The sequence below is a fragment of the Clostridia bacterium genome (assembly GCA_014360065.1).
Classification (GTDB): Bacteria; Bacillota; DSM-521; order Neomoorellales; family JACIYF01; genus JACIYF01.
This window is the reverse complement of sequence record JACIYF010000037.1, coordinates 1-23,733: the sequence shown is the minus strand read 5'-3', so window position 1 is coordinate 23,733 and position 23,733 is coordinate 1. Positions and strand designations below refer to the sequence as shown.

The 23,733-nt window shown below is 55.0% G+C and carries 24 protein-coding genes; 4 read left to right on the top strand and 20 right to left on the bottom strand.

Annotated elements, in window-relative coordinates; all coding sequences use genetic code 11:
- The 3 genes from H5U02_07395 to H5U02_07385 form a co-directional block, all read right to left on the bottom strand.
- On the bottom strand, positions 1-212 hold a 212-nt coding region (locus tag H5U02_07395), incomplete at its 3' end, for an FAD binding domain-containing protein (GenBank protein ID MBC7342261.1).
- 273 nt (positions 213-485) lie between these two features.
- Positions 486-728, bottom strand: a complete 243-nt coding sequence (locus H5U02_07390) for a hypothetical protein (protein ID MBC7342260.1) — start codon at positions 726-728, stop codon at positions 486-488.
- Between the two features lie 18 nt (positions 729-746).
- Positions 747-989: a helix-turn-helix transcriptional regulator gene (locus H5U02_07385; GenBank protein ID MBC7342259.1), complete on the bottom strand. Its 243-nt coding sequence runs from the start codon at positions 987-989 to the stop codon at positions 747-749.
- Between the two features lie 130 nt (positions 990-1,119).
- Here H5U02_07385 and H5U02_07380 point away from each other — a divergent pair, with 130 nt between their 5' ends.
- Together H5U02_07380 and H5U02_07375 are read left to right on the top strand one after the other, a co-directional pair.
- The gene (locus tag H5U02_07380; protein MBC7342258.1) at positions 1,120-1,491 is read left to right on the top strand and encodes a helix-turn-helix transcriptional regulator; all 372 of its coding nucleotides are present in this window, start codon (positions 1,120-1,122) and stop codon (positions 1,489-1,491) included.
- A gap of 114 nt (positions 1,492-1,605) precedes the next feature.
- On the top strand, positions 1,606-1,698 hold the full coding sequence (locus tag H5U02_07375; GenBank protein MBC7342257.1) for a hypothetical protein: 93 nt from the start codon (positions 1,606-1,608) through the stop codon (positions 1,696-1,698).
- A 222-nt stretch (positions 1,699-1,920) separates the two neighbouring features.
- Here the strand turns inward: H5U02_07375 and H5U02_07370 are convergent, their stop codons facing one another.
- The 15 genes from H5U02_07370 to H5U02_07300 form a co-directional block, all read right to left on the bottom strand.
- Positions 1,921-2,163: a hypothetical protein gene (locus H5U02_07370; GenBank protein MBC7342256.1), complete on the bottom strand. Its 243-nt coding sequence runs from the start codon at positions 2,161-2,163 to the stop codon at positions 1,921-1,923.
- Between the two features lie 318 nt (positions 2,164-2,481).
- A complete protein-coding gene (locus H5U02_07365; GenBank protein MBC7342255.1) occupies positions 2,482-3,054 on the bottom strand; it encodes a manganese catalase family protein in 573 nt (190 codons plus the stop codon).
- 211 nt (positions 3,055-3,265) lie between these two features.
- Positions 3,266-3,523: a spore coat protein CotJB gene (locus tag H5U02_07360; protein ID MBC7342254.1), complete on the bottom strand. Its 258-nt coding sequence runs from the start codon at positions 3,521-3,523 to the stop codon at positions 3,266-3,268.
- Between the two features lie 109 nt (positions 3,524-3,632).
- Complete coding sequence (locus tag H5U02_07355) at positions 3,633-3,854, bottom strand: spore coat associated protein CotJA (protein ID MBC7342253.1); 222 nt, start codon at positions 3,852-3,854, stop codon at positions 3,633-3,635.
- Positions 3,855-4,387: 533 nt separating this feature from the next.
- Positions 4,388-4,660 (bottom strand): spore coat protein, encoded by a 273-nt coding sequence (locus tag H5U02_07350; GenBank protein ID MBC7342252.1) that lies wholly within the window; start codon positions 4,658-4,660, stop codon positions 4,388-4,390.
- A gap of 147 nt (positions 4,661-4,807) precedes the next feature.
- The gene (locus H5U02_07345; protein ID MBC7342251.1) at positions 4,808-4,996 is read right to left on the bottom strand and encodes a hypothetical protein; all 189 of its coding nucleotides are present in this window, start codon (positions 4,994-4,996) and stop codon (positions 4,808-4,810) included.
- A gap of 123 nt (positions 4,997-5,119) precedes the next feature.
- Positions 5,120-8,575 carry a restriction endonuclease gene (locus tag H5U02_07340; GenBank protein ID MBC7342250.1) on the bottom strand — a complete coding sequence of 1,152 codons (3,456 nt, stop codon included), beginning with the start codon at positions 8,573-8,575 and terminating at the stop codon, positions 5,120-5,122.
- A gap of 29 nt (positions 8,576-8,604) precedes the next feature.
- The gene (locus tag H5U02_07335) at positions 8,605-9,987 is read right to left on the bottom strand and encodes a hypothetical protein (GenBank protein ID MBC7342249.1); all 1,383 of its coding nucleotides are present in this window, start codon (positions 9,985-9,987) and stop codon (positions 8,605-8,607) included.
- Between the two features lie 11 nt (positions 9,988-9,998).
- A complete protein-coding gene (locus H5U02_07330; protein MBC7342248.1) occupies positions 9,999-10,709 on the bottom strand; it encodes an OmpA family protein in 711 nt (236 codons plus the stop codon).
- Between the two features lie 29 nt (positions 10,710-10,738).
- Positions 10,739-12,631, bottom strand: coding sequence for an anti-phage defense ZorAB system ZorA (gene zorA, locus H5U02_07325; protein ID MBC7342247.1), 1,893 nt, complete (start codon positions 12,629-12,631; stop codon positions 10,739-10,741).
- Positions 12,632-12,900: 269 nt separating this feature from the next.
- Positions 12,901-13,773 carry a site-specific DNA-methyltransferase gene (locus H5U02_07320; GenBank protein ID MBC7342246.1) on the bottom strand — a complete coding sequence of 291 codons (873 nt, stop codon included), beginning with the start codon at positions 13,771-13,773 and terminating at the stop codon, positions 12,901-12,903.
- A gap of 29 nt (positions 13,774-13,802) precedes the next feature.
- Complete coding sequence (locus tag H5U02_07315) at positions 13,803-14,717, bottom strand: metallophosphoesterase (GenBank protein MBC7342245.1); 915 nt, start codon at positions 14,715-14,717, stop codon at positions 13,803-13,805.
- Between the two features lie 230 nt (positions 14,718-14,947).
- Positions 14,948-15,244 carry a hypothetical protein gene (locus tag H5U02_07310; GenBank protein ID MBC7342244.1) on the bottom strand — a complete coding sequence of 99 codons (297 nt, stop codon included), beginning with the start codon at positions 15,242-15,244 and terminating at the stop codon, positions 14,948-14,950.
- Between the two features lie 616 nt (positions 15,245-15,860).
- The gene (locus tag H5U02_07305) at positions 15,861-16,214 is read right to left on the bottom strand and encodes a carboxymuconolactone decarboxylase family protein (GenBank protein ID MBC7342243.1); all 354 of its coding nucleotides are present in this window, start codon (positions 16,212-16,214) and stop codon (positions 15,861-15,863) included.
- A 230-nt stretch (positions 16,215-16,444) separates the two neighbouring features.
- A complete protein-coding gene (locus tag H5U02_07300) occupies positions 16,445-16,654 on the bottom strand; it encodes a TIGR04076 family protein (protein ID MBC7342242.1) in 210 nt (69 codons plus the stop codon).
- A 445-nt stretch (positions 16,655-17,099) separates the two neighbouring features.
- On the opposite strand from H5U02_07300, the gene H5U02_07295 reads away from it, so the two are divergent.
- Complete coding sequence (locus H5U02_07295; GenBank protein ID MBC7342241.1) at positions 17,100-17,744, top strand: mandelate racemase/muconate lactonizing enzyme family protein; 645 nt, start codon at positions 17,100-17,102, stop codon at positions 17,742-17,744.
- Positions 17,745-17,767: 23 nt separating this feature from the next.
- Complete coding sequence (locus H5U02_07290) at positions 17,768-18,577, top strand: phosphatase PAP2 family protein (GenBank protein ID MBC7342240.1); 810 nt, start codon at positions 17,768-17,770, stop codon at positions 18,575-18,577.
- A 247-nt stretch (positions 18,578-18,824) separates the two neighbouring features.
- Here H5U02_07290 and H5U02_07285 read toward each other — a convergent pair whose 3' ends face one another.
- Together H5U02_07285 and H5U02_07280 are read right to left on the bottom strand one after the other, a co-directional pair.
- A complete protein-coding gene (locus tag H5U02_07285) occupies positions 18,825-21,077 on the bottom strand; it encodes an acetate--CoA ligase family protein (protein MBC7342239.1) in 2,253 nt (750 codons plus the stop codon).
- Between the two features lie 405 nt (positions 21,078-21,482).
- Positions 21,483-22,925 carry a 4-hydroxyphenylacetate 3-hydroxylase family protein gene (locus H5U02_07280; protein ID MBC7342238.1) on the bottom strand — a complete coding sequence of 481 codons (1,443 nt, stop codon included), beginning with the start codon at positions 22,923-22,925 and terminating at the stop codon, positions 21,483-21,485.
- Positions 22,926-23,733 lie beyond the last annotated feature (808 nt).

The following is a 23,733-nucleotide window of genomic DNA, read 5'->3' as shown; positions in this document are numbered from 1 at the left end:
ACGGCCGCGCCGATACGTATCCTACCATCGCACATAGAGATTTCCTTTAACTCACTTATGCCGCTGATGCTGACCAGCGTGTCAACAGATACTTTGCCCGACTTCAAATCCAACCACAAATCCGTCCCTCCGGCCACAACCCTCGCGTTGCCTCCCCGTAGAGCCTCAAGGGCCTCATCCAGGGATTTCGCCAAAACGTAATCGCTCAGCATTTGTTCACCCCCGTTAGCAGTTTGCGAATATTAGCGCTGCAGCGCTCAAGATCTGCCGCCCATGGCCACCATGGGCAAAGACATGGTAGCTAGAGGGCCCCAATTTAGCCATACCTGCCGGCCCTCCCAACCTTCCAAAAGGGATACACGCGTGCTCTTTTGTGCTCGGACCACGGGAAACACATACCCAGTTTCAGCATTGCCCCATCTCACCACTCCGTACTTGCTGGCCCAACCTGCGTGCGGGAACGTATAATCTGCCACACCACCCCCTTATATAATTGGTGTGAGGTCTACAAAAAGGGAACCACCTCCCTGGCAGTTAATGGCAAGTATTTGTGCCGAAGGCACAAGACTTCTCGCCTCCGGGGCCACCGGAACCTCTTCGGCGTTCACGCCAGCGCAGGCCGCCACTGCCATCGCAGCTGCGCCAGATACCTCATGCAACCCCTCAGGCGCAGCAGTCTTGTGAGGCACAGCCTCCGGAAAACTGGCAATATCTACCTCTGGCGGCACCGGGAAGCGCCAGCTGGTTCACGCCGGACCCGACGCCCCTGAGGCTGCTTTCGCGGGCCGGTCATCGATGGGCTCGTCCGCGAAAAGCTCTTCAACGGGCTCGTTCAGGACGCAGGCGATGCGGAGCGCCGCGGCCAGCGAGGGGTACCTGTACCCTTTTTCGATGTTGGTATACGCGGCACGGCTGAGCCCTGCCCGGCAGGCGAGCTCGGCCTGGGTCAAACTGGCCCGCAATCGTGCTTGGCGCAAGGCAAGCCGCATTTTCTGCATCTCCTTTTCAAGTTGTGTAATTATGTGTCTTTAAGGAACATTATATGTCTTCTAGTAGAAACTTGTCAAGAAAGCAAGAAACAGTATAGAGTTTCTACCAGAAACCTTTGGGGGCGGTGGCATGAATCGGTTCGGGGAAACGTTAAAGAGGTTGCGGGAACAGATGCACCTTCGACAGAACGACCTGGCGGAGATGGCCGGGGTGGAGCGCTCAACCGTTGCCAACTGGGAACGCGGAGCGAAGCAACCGAGCCTGGACACCTTGGTGAGGCTGAGCGAAATTTTCGGCGTCTCGCTGGACGAACTTGTAGGTATCACAAGGGTGACCGCCCCCCTGCCCCCGGCCTGCTACCGTTCCCTGACTTCGGATCCCCTGGTAAAGCTCCTGGCCAAGCGGACTGGCGTTCCCGCCAAAGCCATCGCCGCTTTCATTGCAGCCTTCCATATCCTGGGCAGCAATTACGGGAAGCGCCAACGATCCAAGAATTGCTAACGGCCCGTCAGGCCGGGCCGGAAGAGCTTGAATCTCTGCGGGGCTGTTACGGGGCAATACCTTCCTATTATTCCAATCTTGCCACTAAGATCCATCTGACTCAACCTCACCTTCATGTGGTTCATAGGGTATGGCATCGATGAATGTCCTCCGGACCACAGGATCCTCTGCAAAGCGAGACGGCGGTTCGGCAAACAGGTTTACTGAGAGTTCTTCTCGAGGGTAGCCAGGACTTGCCGGAAGGCTGGTCTGATCGAAGGTGGCAAAGTCTACCTGGATGCTTCGGGCAGTTCTCCAGGGGTATAGCAGCAATAGACGGCCACCAGAAAAACGGCCTCCTTCCTATATGACATCTATTTTTAATCTAATAGGTACCATAAGCTGCTGGAACCAGCTTAATGCTGGCATTTCCCTGCATCGAATATGTATCTACTCCACCGTAGTCTCCAAATACTTTACGCGTATCCTGCACCGCGGAGTTGGCACATGCTCCCATTGTATTATTAGGATCCATCCATAGTACACAATCATCCGTTCAGAAAGAAAAGTGCTTGTGTTGAGCAACACCGATCGTTCCGCTGAAGCCCATGGCACAATCAACCCCGAGATTAACTGCCCGGGAAACCAAATTGCCATAGCCAGGATCGGTGGCAGCCGAACAGTATCACCCAAGTAATCGCTCCCTCCCAGCCCGATCATATCACGGCCAACATCCCAATTCTATTAAGCGCCTCCGCATCTCGGCAGCAAGTTGATAAAATGACAGCCTGTATTTCAGATAGCTGCAACCAGCTGGTCGACCCTTGGCGGAGGAAATGGTACTATGGTACAAGCTAAGCGACCCCGGAAAGCCAAGAGCTCCAAGCTAGGGCAACCGTGAAGTCTTGCCCACTAACCTTGGAGCTCTAATTAAGGACGCGTGCGCCTGGTGTCCCTGGTACCGCCTCACTATTGAGCGTTTGCGGTCAACCCTTCTTCTTAGGCCAGGTGCTAGTAGTACTTTTTCGAGTTCTGCCACTCGTAAACGTACTGCAGAGTCTCGCCAAATCGTTGGTAATGAACTATCTCGCGCTCGCGCAGGAATTTCAAGGCGTCGGTCACATCGGGATCATCGGAAAGGTTGATCAGCCACTCATAAGTAGAGCGGGCCTTCTGCTCCGCCGCCATATCCTCGTGCAAATCAGTTACCGGATCACCCTTGGATTGGATATAAGAAGCCACCCAAGGGGCGCCCTCGGCATTGACAAAGTACAGGGCTTTATCGTGATCGGCGTAATAGCCGTCCATTCCCGCCCGCTTGATCTCCTCCACAGAAGCATCCTTGATCAAGTTGTAGACCAGGCTAGCAATGATTTCCATATGCGCCAGCTCTTCGGTGCCAATGTCAGTCAGCACCGCCTTAGCTTTGGGTAAAGGCATGGTGTAGCGCTGGGTCAGGTAACGCAGGGAGGCCGCCAGTTCCCCATCGGGCCCACCGTACTGAGTGATAATTTCTTTGGCCAACCGGGGGTTGGGCCGCCCTACCCGGATAGGGTATTCCAGCCGCTTTTCGTATACCCACATGGCTCGTACCTCCTTTCAATAAACGCCTAATATCCGACTGTACAATTGTCCAGGTCTAGGCGCCCGGCAAGGCAGGGCAACCGGGATCAGCTCACGCGAGCAGCAGGATGCCAGGCTATCGCTGTCCTAATGCAGGCCGAATCCAGCTGGCATCGGTTCACGTGAATGACACAGTGCTCGCCGCCTAGGGTATGAAACGCCAAGTCCAGAACTAGAACGTGATCTCCCAGGGCCAGGGCTCTTCAACCCAGCGCCACCGTTCCTGGGCCGCATATGGACTCATCAAGGTGAGCGGGCCGTAGCGCTCTTCGTATTGCCGGGTCACCCGGCGCAACTCCTCGGCAATGGCCGCATAATCATTTAAAGCCCGAGCATCCTCGGGATGGGTGTCTAAATATAGGTGAAAATCTATGGCTGTAAAACCTAGAGCCATGATTTCTTTTAGCAATTCCTTTTGCCGACCGTCCAATTTACCTCCCTCCTTCGACTGCCTCAGCTAGCTCCCAATCGGGCTAGCCATACTGGGTAATAACTCCAGGTCTAATCTGCCCAAGGCCCACTCGAAGGCCAATTGCCAGTTAGCGCTCCCGCGGAACATAGGGCATATCTAACTCGGGAAAGATGGTACCGCGCATGAGGCCCTTCATGGGGTCATATCGCTCCCGGTACTTCTGGAAAGGAACATAAGCTCGAGCTAGTTTCCAATCATAATACTGAGCCTCAGCCTCATCGACAGCAGTCTGCCCTGCCTGGGCCACCGGCTCTTTTTTCGCGGCTGCCCTGGCTTCCGAGCCCGACATTTTCACTGTAATCTTGCCAACGCTTTCCTTGGTATCTGAAAACACCGTGCCCACCTCCTTCTTCTTTATGATATTGATGGAAGGAGCCATGGGTTCCAAGCTGAGGTAATTTCTCCTAGCCGCCCTATTGGCCAATGTAACCTCGCGGTTACCAAACAAAGAGATTGACGCCCCACGCCTGCGCCACCGGGCTCTCATCGAAGTGGCCAAGCCCTTTTTGAGTAATCTCTGGTGGCCACCGCCTTGCACAACGGCGCCCTTACCCGCGAGCAAATAGAGGTCTTGACCTCTTAGCCAACCGTGGCTCATAGATCAGCCTTCAGTCGCGTGCCAGTTGCCCCGTACCCTTGCTATCCCTTGACCCTACCAGAGAATTTAGATTATACCCGGTACTCCAACGGTTTTCTGCCGATCCATGCCATCGGGCCACATGCTAAAAATAGAAAGGTGGGATAAGCTTTTGCTAGCTTCCCACCCTGGTTTAGACGTTGGCTCCGTCCACCTGCCCGGTGGAAACGGCCGGGCCAAAGAGGCTACAATTGTTGGTTAATCTGCTGCAGCAGTTGGCCAGCTTGGCGTAGGTCATTGGCCAATAGCTGCTCTGGAGCATCGTAAGGATTGTAATAACCCTTTTGCTTGGCAAACTGGAAGATGCGCTGCTGGGCTTGCTCGGCCTGCTGCAGCTGCCGGGCCAGGATCTGGCGCAGCTCCGGCGTTGCTGCCTCATTGCAGGCCCGAGCATAAGCCGAAACTTCTTCCTTGGCGTCAGCCAAAAGGTCAAGGGTAATTACCCGATCATCGATCAATGTTCGTTAACAGCTCCTTTCTTTTCAGGCTCGGTTTTCAGGCCAGTCTCCGATCATTTTGGTGCCAGCGGTCAGCTGAGCTCCACCCCGGCTACCCGCCGCCCGCCAGCCCGATCCAGGCTGGCTACCCACCGGGGCAAACCAGCTCTACGTAAGACTTTGCTGTAGCTGGGTGATCATCTGCCGGCCTTCGTTCAGCCCCCTCTGGATCAGATCCTTCAGCTCCGGGTCCCGAGCCCGATTGAGATAATCCATTTGCTTGGACATGCAGAGGGTCTTGGCCGAGAGCACTTCATGGGCTTCCAGAATCTCATGAGCGGCCAGTTGATGCGGCACCGTTCCTCACCTCCTTGCCTTTCTGCCTTAGGTTGCCTCGGAGATGAGGGTTTAATACGGAGCCAGCTTGGCCATTGGATAAAGGCAGCCAACCAGGCCGCTTCAAAGTTCTTTCATGGCCAATCAAGAGCCCATTATGTCAGCGCTGTAGACAGGGTACCGTTTGAGCAGTTCCTCCAACCGTTCCCTGGTTATTAGCTGCACTTTACAATCCCACGCTCGGCGCCGAGCGGTTTCGCTATACTCAGTGGCATTGGTTACTACCACCGGGGTGAGCAAGGCCGAATACTTTTGCCGGTAAGCCAGCAAACCACCCAGTATCTCCTCCACCCCTTTCGTACCCATAGGAGTATATGGACTAGTAGTTTGTTGACATCTAATTAAAAAAGACTCCCGTCCCTGGATGCCGGCCAAGGCTACTAGATCCGCCCCCAGATTCTTAACCGCCGGGGTATGTTCAACCTCAAAGCCCATCCGCCGATACAAGCCAGCCACTGCCACCTTAAACAGCTGCGGGGTCATGACATCCAAATCTTTGATGCCTAGTGGCTCCCTGGACACTTCTGCCGCAGCTGCACCTTCAACAACTTTCAAGCTATCCCGTAGCAGATCCTCGCCCCATTTCTGCAGCTCTTCCTCTTCCAAAGCCGGGGGCATCAAGACGCTATGGCTTAGCAGACGCTTGTGTTCCAATAGCCGGTCTAGTTTCACATCAAAGGTTCCCTGACAGATTTCATTGTCGAAGGCAGGGTGAACTGCCAGCGGGATGTGGATGTACACTGGGCGCCTTTGGCCAATTCGGTAGACCCGGTCAGTAGCTTGGTCTTCCTTGGCTGGATTCCATTCCCTAGCCAGATGGATGACATGGTTGGCAGCGGTGACGTTGAGCCCTACCCCTGATGCCTGCGGCGACATAATGATCAGGTTAAATCCTTCCTCTCGCTGAAACTGGTCAACAGCTTCCTGCCGCTTTCCCCCAGCTACCTCACCATTGATGATGAAAGGGTGAAGATTAAACCGGCGACCGATCAGCCTCTGCAGCACTCGTTGCATCCGCCGGTTGCCGAGATAGATAATTGCTTTCTCCCCCCGGTGGCAAATCAAGTCCAAGAGTTCCATAGTCTTTATCAGCCGTGCCGAGGCCTGAATGATTTCCTGATCATCGTACTCAGCCCAAGCTCGCTCGTTTAAGTAAAGTAGGAACGGATGTAACGAGACATCGCGCAGCTCGGCAATAACCTTGAAAACGAGGTCATTCCGACTCCTGCCGGAAGAATCAAAAGCTGACCCGCGGGCGCGATTGATCACGTCTAAATAGGCCTTTAGCTGCTGGGGTGGCATCTCAATCGGGTAGGTTTGCACACGTTTCTCCGGTAAGCCAGGAAGCTTCTCCTCCTTCAAGCGCCGCAGTAAAAGCCCGTCGATCTTGGCTTTTAGTTTTCGCCCCAGTTGCATCCGGTTGGTATTGGGTTGTGCCAACGGATTGTGGTACTCACGGCCAAACTCCTTGAGGGTACCAAGGTGCCCTGGCTGGACGAAATCCATAATGCTCCAAAGATCAACTAGACTATTCTCAACCGGGGTCCCGGTCAAAGCAATGCCGAAGTCGTATTTCATTGCCTTAGCCGCACAAGTCACAAGGGCAGTCGGGGTCTTGATCTTTTGGGCCTCATCCAGCACCATGACTGACCAATCAACTTGCCCTAAAGAAAATTGGTAGTCCCGTACCGCTTCGTAGGTAGTCAGCACCAAATCTGCCTGCTGCAGCCGCTGGTAATCCAGCAAGAGCCCTCGGCCTCGAGCGATGATTTCCTCCAGTTGGTCTTTGCTACGAATGTCGATCTCCTGACGAATGTTCAAGTCGCGAGCTAGTTCCCGGTTTTTGAATTGCTGTAGCCCCGCCCCATGGAGCTCATAGAACCTTGGAAACACCGGCTCACAGAACCGGCGGTACTCTTGAGCCCAATTCTTGAGCAAAACTACCGGTGCTACAACTAGCATGGGCTTAGGAAGTAAGTATCCCTCTGTCATCAGTTCTTTTACCCATAGGAGAAAAGCTAGGGTTTGTAAAGTCTTTCCCAGGCCCATGTCATCAGCCAACAGCGCCCCCTTGGCTCCCTGCTTCCACAAACGCTCTAACCAGTACAACCCCTGCTCTTGGTGTTCGAGTAGTTTGACGTCTTCCCTTAGCCCTGAAGGTAAGCCCACTGAACCCGGCCTAACTTCGGCCCACCCATCGGCCGGGCGACCAGCGGCGTAGAGGCTGGCCTCATCATAATTGTCCTTGATTACCAGCACAGTGGGAGGAAGCTTAGCTGAGGCTAGGCTGCCCTTGGCTTCTCCGAACATATTCCCAATTGGCTCTAAATCCTTCAAAGCGCACAAGGTATCCTGGTTGGCTGGTATTCTTTTCCCCTTAAACTCAATTTCCGTGACTCCGTCGGATATGGCTTTTTCGATCTGCTCGCAGATTTGCTGCCTGTCCTCGGGAGCAATGGTAATGGGCTCATCATCCAGCATGATGCCGGTTTCAGGAGGGAGCCAGGCTTCCCTAACCGGGCGAAGGAACGGGAACACCCGGGGCTTGTACTCGCCCACTTCAATTACCCGCTCGCTAAAACCATCCAAGTCCACTACACCGGGATCAAAGAAGTGCTGCGGTGCCTCAATGATGGCTTGTTTCTCTTTTCCTGACACCCGGCGGTAACGCTTGACCTGGCTCAAAGCAGCTTTTTGCTCCTGACCTAGAACTACCCTCAGTCCCCCGGGGAGGGCATAAACATCTCGGACTTCGCTAAAGCGGTCTAGGATCCTCACCCAATTATCGGTCCGGGTACTATCTAAGACCGGACGGATACCAGCAGCGTTGCCGTTGGGCCCTTCTTCAGGTTCGTCAGTACAGAGAATAGGAATGATTTCCAGGGTATCGTCCTCCAACCGCTTAAGTTCCAGGCGGATCTTGGTAGGCACCACTACTTGCTCCTGGTTAAGGTAGGTGTCGAGCTCAGCTCCGACTCGCTGGCTAAGGCCCTTAATGTGGGAAAACGCAAGTAGATTTCTCTGGACAACCTGGCTTGAGCTTTCTCCCCCACTTTCGCCGACAGCAGAATTAAAAGCATCCACGGCTTCCAAAAGCTCATACTGGTCCCCCACCAAAAGATAAGTGCGGTTGGGCGTAATCTCTAGGAAAGCCCCCCGCCGGCGCGGATTTACGAACGGGGTGCCATCGCCATTGAGAAAGCGGTAGTGATAACTAAAATTGCGATCGCTCATTATCCCCACCGCCCGGAGCTCGATTGTAAAGGGAAAGGCGCCGGGTAAGTTAAGGCCTGCTCGCTCTTCCTCCGGCAAGTGAGCTATAGTAGCATGCGGCACTAAGACCCTATCACCATGGCAACGCGCTGATTCTTCACTAACCAGTTCTTCTAGGATTTGTAAAGCTACTGTGTCGGCCGAGGCCGGATCCAAACTAGCCCGACCGAAATAATCGCAGGTGCATACAGGTATGCCATCCTCATAGGTCGAAAACCAAAACCCAGCTTGGCTTACCGTCCACCCAACTTCTAGCCGGCGACCCATGGCCTCCCCTCCTGCCCAAGCTTGATAGCCTAGGTAAGTTCATATGATCCTTTAGGGGTAATACCCAAGTTGACCTGTATCCATTCCCTCGCCCTCCGCTGCCAAGAGTAAGTTCCGGGCGATGCGTGCACTATCCGTTCATGCTCGTTAGACCACCTGATCTCAGTGGCGCTGTACTCCGGTTGGCCAAATCTTAGAGGAAAAGCCTCCTGCTTCCATATCCGCAGGGGACCGTTATTGCTCCATTCTACGAACACATAGCCTCGCATCCGGATCATAAAGACGCTTTGCTCATGACTTCCGCCTACTAACCTCCCGTAATGATACTCACGGGGAAGGTTTAGCCGCCGAAGTACTCGCTCCCCCAACGGCCCCAAAGCCACCCAAGTCTCCTCCATATAGGGAAGATAAGTCTCCCAAAAAGCACGACGGTACATCCACTGGCGATCATAGGCCGACCTGTCTACCACGCCAAAGAAAAGTTCCAGATCCTGCCGAGATAGCCAGCGGATGAAGATAGCCTTGGCCTCAGCACTCACTTCACTCCATCGAGTGGCACCAGCTCCTAGCCGAGGATCACTCAAGTGGCGAAGGAAGAAACGGCGTAGATACTCCTGTTGCTCCAGTGTAGCGATAGCATCTGCGGCCGGGATGATGGAGTCGGCGGCCTCTGCCACCAACTCGGGAAAGCGACATTGGGACGGTCGGTCAGGAAGCTCCAGTAAAGGTGAGAGGCTCTCTAGTTTAGCAGGCAAGTAACGCACCATCTCCGCCAGCGCCTCTCTCACCGCCTGCCTTAGAAAGTTTCCTACAGCAAGCTCCCCTGACAACCCTAAATCAACTAGTGCTTCCGGTACCTTTTCTGGCGTACCCTGGATCAGCCACCGGCCAGCGTTGAGCGGCGCGTTGGGAGCAAACAAAAGCGCTGCCCGCTCTTTCCACCGCCTTAGGGAGGGCTGGGAAAGTTTCTGCCCTGATAGATGCTCCAAGATGAAACTCCTTAACCTATCGTTTCCAGGCAGATCGGGGTTATAGTAAAGCAAGTAAACGTGAATGAGAGGTTTTAAACAGGTTTTCCAACGGGGAGCCAACAGTTGGAGTATTGCCTCAAGAAGACCATTTCGAGCCACAATGGAATCTGCATCCCCCCAGTAAAGAATCCAGGGTACTTTATCCAAGTGTCGGGCAGGAAATTGTTTCAGTCCCTGCCATCCCTGCCCGGTCCATAGGCGAAGGATGAATTGCCGTAATTGTTCTAGGTCGCGAGGTTCAGGCCGAGTGGGGGCGGGATCATGCTTTTGCTCTAAAGTGGAGACTCTTTTAGCCAGCTTGGCAGGCTTAGGCCAGCGATCAACACGGAGAGTCAAGGAGAGTTTTAGTTCGTGGCAAAACCGCTCGAAAAAGGCATCCACTTTGGCCTACCTCAGTCCTTTACCTGGCCTTGGGTGTAGCCCCGCATCAATACTTGTCCAAGAGCCTTCTCTGATCCCTGACCCCTTCGAGGTGGAGCCAAGGAAAACCTAAGGTCAATCCGCCTATTCTCCTGTCTCCCCTCAGGGGTGTCATTGGGCCTAATCGGCCTGGTATCGGCATAGCCGCTACAGGAAAACAAGGGTTCGCCCCGGCTGTTCCTAAGGCTAGCCAACCTCGGTTCTGTCCCCAAAAGCGAGTTCCAGGTATTAATGGCCCGCTGAGCCGAGAGTTCCCAGTTGGAAGGAAACCGGCCGCTGTGTACCGGAAGGTTATCAGTATGGCCTTCTATAAACACTGTCTCCACTTGCTGCTTATACTCCTTGCGATTTAAAACCTCATACAGCACTGGGCCCAGGACACGGATTACCTTGAGTCCGCTTTCCCGAAGGTCAGCCTTGCCCAGATCAAACAGAATTCCCTCGGGCAACCGGAGAACACCATGCTGGGCATCCACCCTTACTTCGATGCCTCGGTTTTTAAGCTCCCGCTCCAAGGACTCCAGCATGTCGGCTCTGATGGCGTCGCTTTGAGTAAGTTGGGCTGTAGCCTGGGAAAAGTTGAGCATGTAATATACCAGCGTAAGAATAAAGATGCTCAAAAGCCCGGCCATCAGATCGCTTATGGATAGAGAATAATTCTCCTCGGGTTGGGTATCTACCATCAAGCTCCATCTTCTCCTCGCTACATTAACTAATTGGAAGTGGCAGCTGCATGATTGAGGCCGCTGGCTACCTGCTCCAAGCGGCTTGAGCTTTGGGCGAGCTCCTCAACCGGCTCTTTCAATTCCTCAATGGCTGATGACAAAAGACCGACTGCCCTATCCAAATGGGTATCTAGCTCTCGGAGATAGCTCTGAATGGTGTCGCCGGTTATCTCCCGGTATTCCTGAAGGCCTTGGCTCAGCTGCCCAAAGACAGCTTCTAAGTCCTGACGCAAGGAACCAAACTTGTTCTCATAGGCGCGCCAGGATGAACTGGTGGCCTCCAGGCTCTGGCGTACCTGATCCGATGCCTTGGTCACCTGGTCCACCTGACAGCCTAGCTGAGCCAGAACCTCCGCCCCTGCTCTTACCCACTGCTCTTGGGCATCATGCAACTTGGCTGTTGCTGTTTGCAGATTCGCGGCAGTATCTTGCATGGGCACCGCCGATTGGGCAAAGCTGCGAGCGGCACTTTCAGCCTCAGCAATAACTTGCCCCACCTGGACCAGCAATGCCTTTACCTTCTCCACTCCCTCTTGCAGTCGGATACGTTCCTCGCGATAACAAGCCAACAGCTCCTGAATTCTACGGCCGATCTGCTCGGCCATGTTTTCGACTTCCTGGCGCAACTTGGCTGCTGCTGCCTCTGATTGCTGACTGAGGCTGGTCACCACTGCGGCCATCTTTTCGGTCATGGTCTTCACCTGGTTAACTAACTGGCCTTGAACTGCAGCCAAGGTAGCGCCAAATTGTTCTTGGCTTTGGGTAATGAGCGTTTCCATTTGGGCCATAAACTTGGTGGCGGCATTCTGGGTTTGTTCCTGAAGGCGCTGCTGCTGCAACGTCATCTCTCCCAGCAGACCGTTCACGGTTTCCGCCATATTCTGTTGCACCTGGAGGGAAGAGGTGATAGCGGTCTCTAGAGTACTCCTGGCATCAGCTAGGACTTCGCCCAGGTGGCGAATTTCCTCCCCAGCGCTATGCCTGATGCTCTTCGCCACCTCGGCAGCACCGGCGCTGGTAAGCTCTTGGATGGCCAGCAGCAGGTTCTGGAGAGCAGGGGTCAATCTTTCAGCCAGTTTCTCATCTAGGGCTGAGGCAATACTAATCGCTAGGTCGGTATTGAAGCGCTTGAGCTCCGCTGTTTGCTCTCTAGCTTCTCGCAACCCCTCCGCCAGCCATTTCTCCGCCGTCTTGATAGGAAAGGAATCGTCCAGCTTTTGTTGAAGGGTCCGAATCTTTTGGCTTAAGGACCTTGAAAACCAAAGCTTATCTACGACAATAGAAAATAATAACGAGAAAGATATGCCCAGCAAGGAGGTGCTGAAAGCAGTACCCGCCCCGCCGAGCAAGGCCTTGATACCTTCCTTTAAAACCTCCACATCTTCAGTATGCAGGTCAACCTGGGTCAAGCCCAAGGTCAGTCCTACAAAGGTACCCAGGATGCCAAGCCCAGTGAAAAGGCTGGGGACAAAGGAAAAAAAGCGAAAGTTGAGCTTTGACCACACTAAAGTATAATCGTTGAAGAATTGTTTGGCCTCCACCGTCCGGCACAAACCCCAACCTAGGATTTGAGAGGGAGGGCCAGTCAAATCGCTTGAAGATTCGACCAACGTTTTCCTAAAACTCTTCCAAGTTTCCCCAAGACAGTTGCTGAGCTTTTCGTTCAGTTCCTCAAAATTGGAAGGTGTATCTGCGAAGGCAGCTAGCTCCTTCAACGCTTGATCAATGGGCTTGGAACACTGGCATCGCCTATACCAGAGGTAATAAACGGCCCAGACAAAAAAGGACACGATTATAAGCGAATTAAAGACTGTAGTTAAACCGTTAAGGAAAGAGTCACCGCCCAAGATGGGAAATAAGATCTTTAGAAAACTTAGCATTGGTTGTGGCTCTCCGATTGCAGTGTAGTGTCTTTTCGACTTATCAAAAAACACGCATACACTCTATTCGACTTTTTTCACATAATTTCCTTCTCATTAGCCAAATTTTCCCTCCAGCCCGTTTCGAGATTGGCTGCGATCTGGTGGGAGGGTTTGCATTTGGACGCTCCGGCCGGTGCCTAGGATTGGTGCTGGCAATCGCTGAGGGTTTGCATTTTGGTACATGGACGGCGGGAGCCACTGGCAGCGGCTGGGGCTCGGACTAGCTCTCAGCGCGGCTTTTGGAGGATAACGATGTACTGGTGGGCGATGTTGGGGACATAGGCGTAAGGGTAACCGTAAGGGCGAAGCCTAGTACCCACTTGGTACCAGATGATCTCACCCTTAGGGATGAATCCCTCTTGTTTGGCGCGGCGGGCAATATCGGCGTGGGTAAAGATATATTCCCCGTTCTGGTAGGCGTTGCGGACGATGATGGCCAGGTAACGGCCGGGAATGAGCACCCGCAAGCACTCCGCCAGCACCTGACCCATAGCCTCAAGGTATTCTTGGTAGGAATCCAGGTTGGCCAAGTCCCCGGGCTCATCGGAAACCATATGGTAGTCGGTATGGCGGTTAGCAAAACCCGGATATCGGCCATCGCACATGGTCCGTTCTAGCTGCAGGTTGTAAGGGGGATCGGTGGCGATGAAGTGAAAGCTTTCTGCCGGCATGTCTTTCATCACCTGGCGGCAGTCGCCCAGATGCATGGGGTAAGGGGTAAGCTCCGGGCATTCCTTTAACACCTGGTGATAAATTTCGATCCAGCGCCGGTTAATCTCGATCCCTTCACAATACCGGGGCGGCTGGCAGATGGAAGCGCCGATCAGGGTTCCACCCACCCCGGCAAAGGGATCCAACACCTTTTCCTCCGGCTTGGTAAAGAATTCAATTAGCTGGCGCATTAGCTCGGGGGGCTTATTGGCCCCGTGGGCCTTGCGCAAGTGATGGGCATAGTCGCTGGGATAATTGGTGGTAAGGACCGACCGGGTGAAGTAGAGCCATTCCGACCCGGTAAGTTGGTTGAGGCGGTTTTGCGGGTGCACCAGGTGAGAATCTGGTCGGTTGGTGCCAGGTTGTCCGTGATAGCTTTCATTCATCATAGTATCTCAAATCACCTTCCATGGAGTCATTAGCTTCCGCTTGTGGCCTTTGCACTTTGTCTTTCTAACGTTATTACTACTACTTCGGGCCGGTTGAAAATCCTCCAACCCACGCTATCACCCAGGCCCCTGCTTACCACCATGGTAGCCATATTATTCTTATATTTCCCGGCATCATAGGCTGGAAACAAACCCTCATCAGGAGATAAAACACCGCCCAGGAATGGTATTCTGATAACCCCTCCGTGCAAGTGTCCCGCCAAAACCAGGTCCGCTCCCCAATGCGAGTAAGTATCAAAGTAGAAGGGAGTATGAACCAACAAAACATTGTAGCCCCGGTTATCCACCTTACCTAGGCAGCGTTCGATATACTCGCTGCTGAACCTCTTCTCGCCGGCATAATGCGGCGCGTTTTTAGAGCTATAATAACGCAAAGGAAGTACCAGACCATATAGGTTGATACTGTCGGCGCCTCGTCTTACTTGTATACGTTGGTTATCCAGGTTTACAATCCCTAACTGCTTAAGTTGGGCTATATATCGGGTATACCATCCGGAATTAGATTCTGCCGCTTTCACCTCAGCTATCTGTTCGTGGTTCCCGGATATGTAGTATATTGGGTATTTAGAGACCAGTTCCCGAGCTAGGGATAGGAAAACCTCCCCCTCATCATTTAAAGAGTTAAGCATGTCACCAGTAATGACAATGATGTCCGGGTCGATTCTGTTTATGGCACTTATAAGCCCCTGATTGTCTTGGCCAAATGACTTACTGTGCAAATCTGTTAACTGAAGGATCTTGAAACCATTAAAACCTGCTGGTACTTTAGTTGAACTCACCGTATACCGGGAGACCTGGATCCAATTGTTTTCCAGCCAGGCACAAATCACTATTCCTATAACGATAGCTGCAAACAGTAATAAGACTTTGAGCAGTTTTTTCATCCTCTACCCCGTCTCATTGGCTATCGCCAGGAGTAAGCGCCAGGTGCCAGGCAAAAGTGAGCGGCAACTGAACAGGCCTAAAGGCCTTGGGGACCCGGCGGCTGGTATGACCGCGGCCAGTACTGGGCCAACTGAACAGGCCTAAAGGCCTTGGGGACACGTCCGTCGCCCAAAATAGTTGGTCGCCAGCACCAGGCTGGATGGACCGGGTTCGCTTCCGGGCGGAAACTCTAGCCAGTCTTGTCCCAGTTCAGCAAATTGAGGAGGGCTTCCCGCCTAGGGGAATCCTTGCCAGCGTCCCGGATCTCCGGGCAGGCATCCAAGAAGGATGCAATTGCCGCACCGCCCGGCCCGTCTCCAGCCGTCACCTGGGCCACCAGCTTCAAGGCAAAATTGAAGCACGAAGTCCCGCATTGCTTGCAGTTAGTGCCCGGAAGCAGCTTATATACGTCCATGACCTTGGGCGGCTCCCGACGCTCATAGCTAGGGGTGAGTTGATCCCGCCGCTCCCAGATATGATTGACCATCGCCACCACCTGAGCTAGGTACTGCCGGGCTTCCTTGTCATCGGCCACCGCCGCGGCATTGATCTCCCGGGGGCGAAAGGCCAGCTTATGCCCCTGCCATCTGGTGATTAAAATCTGGTTTTCATGGTCATAAATCCCGCCCAGCTCGGCATTGAGATAAGGAAGAGCTTCGGCAATGCCTGGGCCCACCAGATGCGCCCGGGCGGCTAGGCTACCACCAGTAGCATCACATTCGGGAGTATAAACCTCCAATACGTAATCAAGTATCAGCATGGCCTCGCTCCTGGACCCGGACCCCATAAAGCCAGACTAGGGTTAGGCTCTCTCGGCTTTATGAGGCAGTCTCCATTTCCAAGTTTCCCCCCTTTGTTAGGACGATACCTCCAAAACATTTCCCCATGCCGGGGCGCTGGCCCTGGCCCAAGATGCTGCGCCAGCGGCCATAGCTTTAAAAAGGCTCTTACTCTGCCTGGAGCTGACCATCACCCCTAGGCGCAAAAGTTGACTGCCAGGGTCGGTTTCGCCGGTACTTCGCACAGCTCGCCAGCGATGCACCAGCAAGACCATAACCTTCCGCTTTGGATATCGGCCCGGTAAGTCGTAGCCCTGGGCCGGCTTAGCGCTTACCCCGTAGCTCTTCCAAACCCCGCTTGACCAAACCGGCATAGGCAACCCCCGGGCCACCGCTCATGACAATGGCAATGCTCACCGCCTCCATGATCTCCTGGTCATCGGCTCCGGCTTCCACCGCTTGCAGCAGGTGGCCGGCCACACAGTAATCGCATTGCTTGGCCACAGCAATGGCCAAGGCGATGAGGGATTTTTCCTTGGCGCTTAGTTTGCCCTTGGCATAAACTGCCTCCCGTAGGGCGCCAAAACGCTCCATTACTTCCGGAATGGTCTCTTCCAACTTCTTTCGCCCTTGATTAAGCTCAGAAATCAACACCGAAACGCTCTTACTGGCAGCCATAATCTTCCCTCCTCTTACCTCCAGCGATGCTTCCAAAACATTTCCCATGCCGGGGCGCTGGCGCCGGCGCAAGATGCTTCGCCAGCGATCCGTATGGGTCCCCCTCACCCTTCGGCGTCCAGCACTCAACTGATTGACCCGAGCTTGGGATCCACACTATACACAGCAAGCTGTTTGTGGGGCTGCAGTCTTGTGGTTGGTTGAGTGCTGGGTCGGGCCGGAGCCGCTATTCACTCCTGGCTTTCGACCGGCACCCGCCTTAGCTCAAATATCACCGGCGTATCCGGATCGGGGCAAGCCCACCGGCTGACCTCACTGTTGTCCGCCCAAGGAAACTGTCCGCCATAAAGGAGCGCTGCTACCGCCGAACGCAGGGAATCGTAAGCAAACTGACACAAACCACCCGGGGAACGTTCGCTAAACTCAAACCGGTCCCCCACTTGGTGCCCATACGAACACTTCCAGTTCCCCTGATCTCAACTATAGTCGCAATCACCTTGTACTTATACATAGTTGGCCCCCCTGGCAAAATCATCCACTTAACTAGCCGGTTAATTCGCCTCTTGGTTCGACCACTTAACAATTTCGCCGCTATGGGGGAAATTTCCTTTTCCCCCGCCAAAAGCTGATAAATATATATTAACAGGGCGCACATGGGTTATTTAAGGAGGAATAGCAACGGCCTTGGGCGAATAAAGAGCTCAGGCGGTAGCCCAGCCGAGTCGCCAATCCAAACCAGCATCAAACCATAGAAAGGAACGGTGGCCGTTGAAGATTAAGGATATCAAAACCCACTACTTAGTCGCCGAATTAGACCAACCCTTCGCCTTTTCTCAATGGTGGTATAGCCAGCGACTGGGTTACTTGCAAGCAGGCTTTAAGGCCATGAAGATGAAAGTGGGCTTTGGGGTGGAAAAGGACTTTGCCCGCGTTTGGGCGGTGCGGGAAAGCATCGGCCCGGATATCCTCTTAGCCATCGATGCCAACCACGCTTACGATGCTACTGAAGCCATTCGCCTGGGCCGAATGCTGGAGGACCTGGATATTGCTTTCTTTGAGGAACCAGTGCCTCCTGAGGACCTGCGGGGCTACCAGGAATGCCAGCGGGCTTTGAGCATCCCCATCGCCGGAGGCGAATGCGAGTTTACCCGCTTCGGTTTTCGCTCCCTCCTGGAGAATAGGGCGGTAGATATAGTCCAGCCCGATACCTGTTCCGCGGGAGGCTTATCGGAATGCAAAAAGATCGCGGTTATGGCCAGTGCCTTCGGGGTGCGCTATTACCCCCATATCTGGGGAACCGGCATTGCCCTAGCCGCCAGCCTTCACCTTTTGGCGGTATTGCCACCCAACCCCCTCTCCATGCACCCGGTGGAGCCGTTGATGGAGTTTGACCAGACCGAACACCCTTTCCGGCTGGAGCTATTGCAGGACCCTATCCAGCAGCACGACGGCTGGGTCAAGGTCCCAGAAGGGCCCGGGTTGGGAATAGAAATTAACCGTGCGGCTTTGGAAAAATATGAGGTTAAATGAGCGCCGCGGAAAGGAGAATCTCCATGCGCCAACGCCTGCACTTGGGCCGTTCTTCCCGTCTCACTTCCTATGGGCTGGCTGACTACTCTCGCCTAGGAAGAAGTAGCTGGGGAGGCTACCGGGCCAGTAGCTCCCGGCCGCTTTGGTTGCTGGGGGCCTTATTGCTGGCTCTATTTATACTAGTGGCGCTCTACTACCAAAGCCTTTCCGCCCTAGACCAGCTTTTGACCGGGTGGGCGGGCCGCGCTCAGTCCAGCTCCGGGCGGGCTCCGGGCCCCATATTGGTTTTTCTCAACTGGTGGGGGACTTGGCGAGGCATGGTTCCTACTACCGTGGTCGGATTTTTGGTTTTAGCGCTGCTCTATCGGCGCACCCGCGAGGGTTGGCTTTTGGCCGGGGGAATGCTTAGCGGTTGGAGCTTAATTGAGCTTTCCAAGCTATTCTTTCTCCGGCCCCGGCCCCAAGGATTCCACCTCTTTTATGCCGGCGGCTACAGCTTCCCCAGCGGCCACGCCCTCATCACCGCCCTCTTTACTATTCTCTTCCTCTACCTGGCTTGGCCCGCCCTCGGCCGTAGTTTCGGCGACACCAACCGGGGAAGAGTCCCTAGCCTCATTGACTTGGGCTATGAAAGTTACCCGCGGGCCGGACGAATACTCCGTGCCCTGGTGCTTCTTGTCCTGGTCGGCGCTACCCTAGCGGTGGGCTGGAGCCGGGTGTACTTTGGGGTCCATTATCCCACCGATGTGCTGGGGGGTTGGTTGGCCGGGAGTTTCTGGGCGGTAGTCTGGATCCTCATCACCTACCAAGTTCGATCCAGAGCCCTGGGCTAGACAGGGCTACATCCGGCGGGACCAAGCCTTAGGCCGGGACTTAGGCTGCACGCCAGCGCCTTCCGCACAGTCGAAGGCCAGATTGGAACAGCAGTCTTCATCAATGGACGCTTCATTTGCCTCGATGCCTTTGATAGCCCGACTACTTTGAAAAATATGGCAATAGCCTTGATCACAATAGTCATAATGGCCATAATGCCCAGCTCTACCATCCTCTAGCTCGGCCCAGCTGGCGGCAGAGGATCTATTAACGAACCTTGGGCACCGAGCCCGCCTCAGCCAAGGCCAGGGCAGAACCGGACTGGCCGGTGAGAACCATCAGCGCATCCGCCGCCTTTACCCCCCGGCCCTTGGGGAAGACCATGAGCGGGTTGATGTCCAGTTCCTTGACTATGCCACTAAGGTCGGTGGCCAACTGGGAGACCCGGAGCAGCACCTGGGTGAGGGCCTCAAGGTCGGCTGCCGGCCTACCCCGAACCCCGGTGAGGATGGGATAGCCCTTGATTTCCCTTATCATTTCCTCGGCGTCACGGCGGGTAAGCGGCGCCACCCGCATGGATACATCCTTCATTACTTCCACCAGGATGCCGCCCAAGCCGAAGACCACCACCGGACCAAAGGTGGCATCTTGGGTGATGCCCACGATCACCTCGGTAGCTTTAGGCAGCATCTCCTGGACCAGGATGCCATCCACCTGGGCCCCGGGGTTGTAACGGCAGACGCTATCCAGGATCTCAGCGTAAGCCTTCCGCACCTCTTCGTCGCCGGCCAGGCCTAGTTTTACTCCCCCTGCCTCGGTCTTGTGCAGGATGTCCGGCGACTCGACCTTTAATACCACCGGGTAACCCAACCGGCGGGCGATAGCCACCGCTTCCTCGGGGGAAGTGGCCACCTCCTCTTTGGTAACCGGGATGCCGTAAGCGGAAAGTAGCTTTTTGGCTTGGTGCTCGGTCAGTTCTGGCCGGAGGCCGGAACGGGCGCCCAAGCTCCGCAAGATTTCCTTGGCTTCCTCGCCCCTATCAGCTGCCCTCGGCGCCCCCACCGGGGAAGAGACCAAGGTAGGCTCGGAAATGAGGATCCGGGCCCGTTCGGCAAACTCGGCCAAGGTGGCCATGGCCTTGACCGCCTCAAAGTCCAATGCTACCGGAATGCCGGCTTGCCTTAAAATTTCCATAGACCGAACGCTCATTTCTCCTTCGCCGGGAGCCAGGGCAATCACTAAAAGCGGCTTGTCTACCTGGCGGTAGACCTGGGCTACCATTTCGGCAGCTTGTGCCCCGGTGTGCCCGGAAATGGCAAACAACAATACTCCCATATCGATGTTGGGATCGCTTAAGAATGCCAGGGCGCTCTGGTAGAGCACTTCCGGTGCCGCCAGGAAGGCTCCGGTAATGTCGGCCGGGTTCCGGCAGGAGGCAAAATCGGGCAGGATCTCCTCCATCCGCGCCTGGGTAGCCGGGTCGAGCTGCGGCAGCACCAGGCCCATCTCCTCGCAGCGGTCGGCCAGCACCACCGCCCCGCCGCCGGAGCCGGACATGATGCCTACCCGCTTTCCCCGCGGGAAACGCCCTGCTTTCACCAAACGGGCAAAGGTAGCCATTTCCGGCACCGTCTTGACCCGGACGATGCCGGTTTGCTTGAAGAAGGCGTCGTAAACTTGGTCGGAGCCGGCCATGGCGCCGGTATGGGAAGCAGCCGCCTGGGCGCCAACCGTCGAGGTCCCCACCTTAAACATGAGGATGGGTTTCTTTAGCTCCAAGGCTCGCCGGGCGACCTGCGCCATCTTATCCGGATGGCGGATCTGCTCCACGTAGGAGCCGATGACTTTGGTATCTTGATCCTCGAGCATGTAGGCCATGTAGTCGGCCAGGTCCACGTCGGCCTCGTTGCCGGAACTGACGAAGAAGCTAAAGCCTACTCCCTCTTTTTGGGCCATATCAAACAGCAGCCAGCCGAAGCCGCCGCTTTGGCTCACAAACCCAAAGTAGTTGCCGTGGTCGGGAAAGCGTTTAAAGACGTTATCGGAGAAGGTGCACATGGCCCCGCTCTTAACGTTGACGATGCCATAACAGTTGGGGCCGCATACTCGGATTCCGTTCTGGCGGGCCAGGTGCTTTAGCCGGTCCTGTAACTTTCTGCCCTCGCCGCCCACCTCGGCAAAGCCGGAGCTGAAAATAATAACCGACTTTACCCCCCGCTGGCCGCATTGGCTAACCACGTCCAGAACCGAAGCCGCCGGAACCGAAATAATAGCGGTATCCACCGGCTCCGGCACCTCCAGGATGCTGGGGTAGCACTTTAGCTCCCCAATGTAGTCATACTTAGGGTTGACCGGATAGATCCGGCCTTGGTACCCGTATTCCTTGAGGGCTTCAATCGGTCGCCCCCCAGGTTTGGCAAAATTGGTGGAAGCGCCAATAATGGCCACCGAGGCAGGGTTCATCAATGGGGCAAGGCTTTGGACGGCGTCCGGGGTTGGGCTTTGAGTGGTTGCTGGCAAGTTCCTCACCTCAAAATAATAGTTGGGAAATAATTACGCGGGTCAAACTGCCCCAATGTTCCTAAATTCACGTTTAATATTTTACCAGAAGGTTACCTATAGGGCTAGCTAATAGGTAGATTCCCACTTAAGAGGACCTGTCTAAGTCCCTATCAGCTGCAGATTTGCAGATCCGCTTCCCGGGGAGCATTGCAGGAACATTGCCTGTCAAGACCCTAACATTGGGGGTACTTCACCAAGCCACAAGCGATCAGACTTGTCTAGTGGGTCTTCACCCCATCAGTCTTGGCCTTCTCTGCCAGGGCCCGGTACAAAGACTTGGAAGTGCGCAGAAGTATACGGCGCAAGGGCCAGGATTGCGTTGCTCCCGGCCCTTGCTTAGAGGCTAGGTTAGCCGTTCCTCTGCTACTCTTTGGCTCCGGCCAGCTCCAAGGCCCAGCGCTTTTTCTGCTCCAGGTTCCCCTGGCGAAGCATCATAATTTTCTGGGCCTGGGGGGAACCGGCCCCGTGCATGCTCTCCACCAGGGCGGTGCCCCCGGTCATGTTCTCTAAGAGCCGGGCAATCCGGACCCGGTACTCGGTGCTAAAGTCGGCCTTGCCCCGGAAGTACTTCTTCAGATAGGGGCCGATTTCAGGGTGCTCAAAGTCCTTCTCCGAGGGCAGGGTGGCAATCAGGCCCCCGGCCAGGTCGTGGGAGAGGCGGGCAATCTCGTAGACATGGCGGGTGACGTTCTGCTTGGTGACGTTGGCCAGGAGCGGATCCACGAAGTAGGATCCGCAGGGGAGCTTATGGCCTTCGGCGGAGCAGGCGATAGAGCCCTGGTACATGGTCTCAGTAAGGTGGATCATTTCTGCCAGCTTGTCCCGGATGTGGGAGGCCTTGGCCACCCCGTTGGCCTCGGCCAGGGCATAGGTGGCACCGATGATGATGTCGGCCAGGCCCCCTTTACAGCCGCCGTAGTTCTGGCGGTGGTAGGAGGCGAAGCGCTCCACCAGGGTGCCGGCAAACTGGTACTCCCCGCACATGAACACCCGCTCCCAGGGGACAAACACGTCTTCAAGCACGGTCAACGCCTCGCCGCCCACGATGCCGAAGCGGGCGTTGCCCTGATCGATCTGGCATGACAGGCGGCGCTCGTCGTTGGTCTGGCGGCCGAAGACGTGGAATACCCCGGGGGCATCGGTGGGCACGGCGCAGGCTACGGCATAGTCCTTGTCATCCTCGGTCAGGGCAATGGTGGGCATGATCAGCATCTCGTGGGAGTTGACGATGCCGGTCTGGTGGGCCTTGGCCCCGCGGATGACGATGCCGTCTTTACGCCTCTCCACAATGTGGACGTAGAGATCGGGATCGGCCTGCTGGCCGGGGCGGAGGGACCGGTCCCCCTTCGGGTCGGTCATGGAGCCACTAAACATCAGGTCGTTTTCCTGGACGTATTCAACGTAACGGCGCATGCGCTCATGGTAGCTGGTGCCCATTTCCTGGTCAATCTCATAGGTCACCGAATACAGGGCGTTTAAGGCATCAAAGCCCACGCAGCGCTGAAAGCAGGTGCCGGTGCGGTGGGAGATGGCCCTGAGCATTTTCACCTTCTTGACCAGATCCTGGGTGCTCTGGTGGATGTGGGTGAAGCGGTTGATCTTTTTGCCCGTAAGGTGAGAAGTAGCGGTCAAAAGGTCCTCATGCAAGGGATCGTGGGCCAGGGCATAGGTCATGGCGGCAGCCTCGACATGGGGCTTAAACAGAGGGTGGTCAACCACGGTAGCATATTCTTCTCCAAAAGCGTAAACCTTCATTTTTTTCTGGCGCAAGCTATCTACGTACTCTTCGGCGGTCTTCAACGGCATCTTCTCCTTTCCTTTCTAACTGGGCTATGGATTAGTTATGGCTTAGTTGGTGCGCCTTTACTGCTTACTAGGGCATGGCGTTGTGTAGATCGTGCCTACTGCACCTTTGCTCTGCAGCAACAGCCCATGCTTGCCCTGCTCTACACGCCGCAGCTTGTACATAACGCCAGATTGGCCTTATTCCCAACCCAGGTTGCGCGATGCCCAACTCAGTAGCGGTTATTGTTCTTAGCTTCGCCACCAGAGCCAAAATTCCTTCTTTGCCGGAGGTGCCACTGGTCTAGTACCACCTTTTCCCTCAACAAAGTTAACAGCGATTTTGTGCTGATACAAAGGTTGGCAGGATGCTGATAGATTATTGGGGACTTCCTATGATTGCTGAAGACGCGAGAAATGGCTAAGGCTACCCAGAACCCGAGCCTACCGCCAGCACACGGTCAAAAGCAGATTTCCGCTTGCTTAAACTAGTGTGTAGGTCAAAGGCGACAGAAACGGAAGTGCTGGGCGGAAACGGTAAATGCCGATCTGAAAAACAATCATACCATCCGCCGGGCTATATCGGGGCAACCCGGCCGTACATATCCAGGCGTTAATGGACGCCTGTGCCCATAACGTCCGCCAATTGGCGAAACACCTGAAAACACTAGTGAAATACCCGCCAGCTTTAGCCCAACTGAAACGAGCAGAACCAAGAATGTGCTTCGTGGGGTAGCGAGAGAAAGGTAGAGCAGCCCGGCCATGGGGTAGCTGTGCTTTTGTCGAGTCCTGGCCCACTAAGAAAAGTAGCGTTTGGCAACACTCCCGTAAT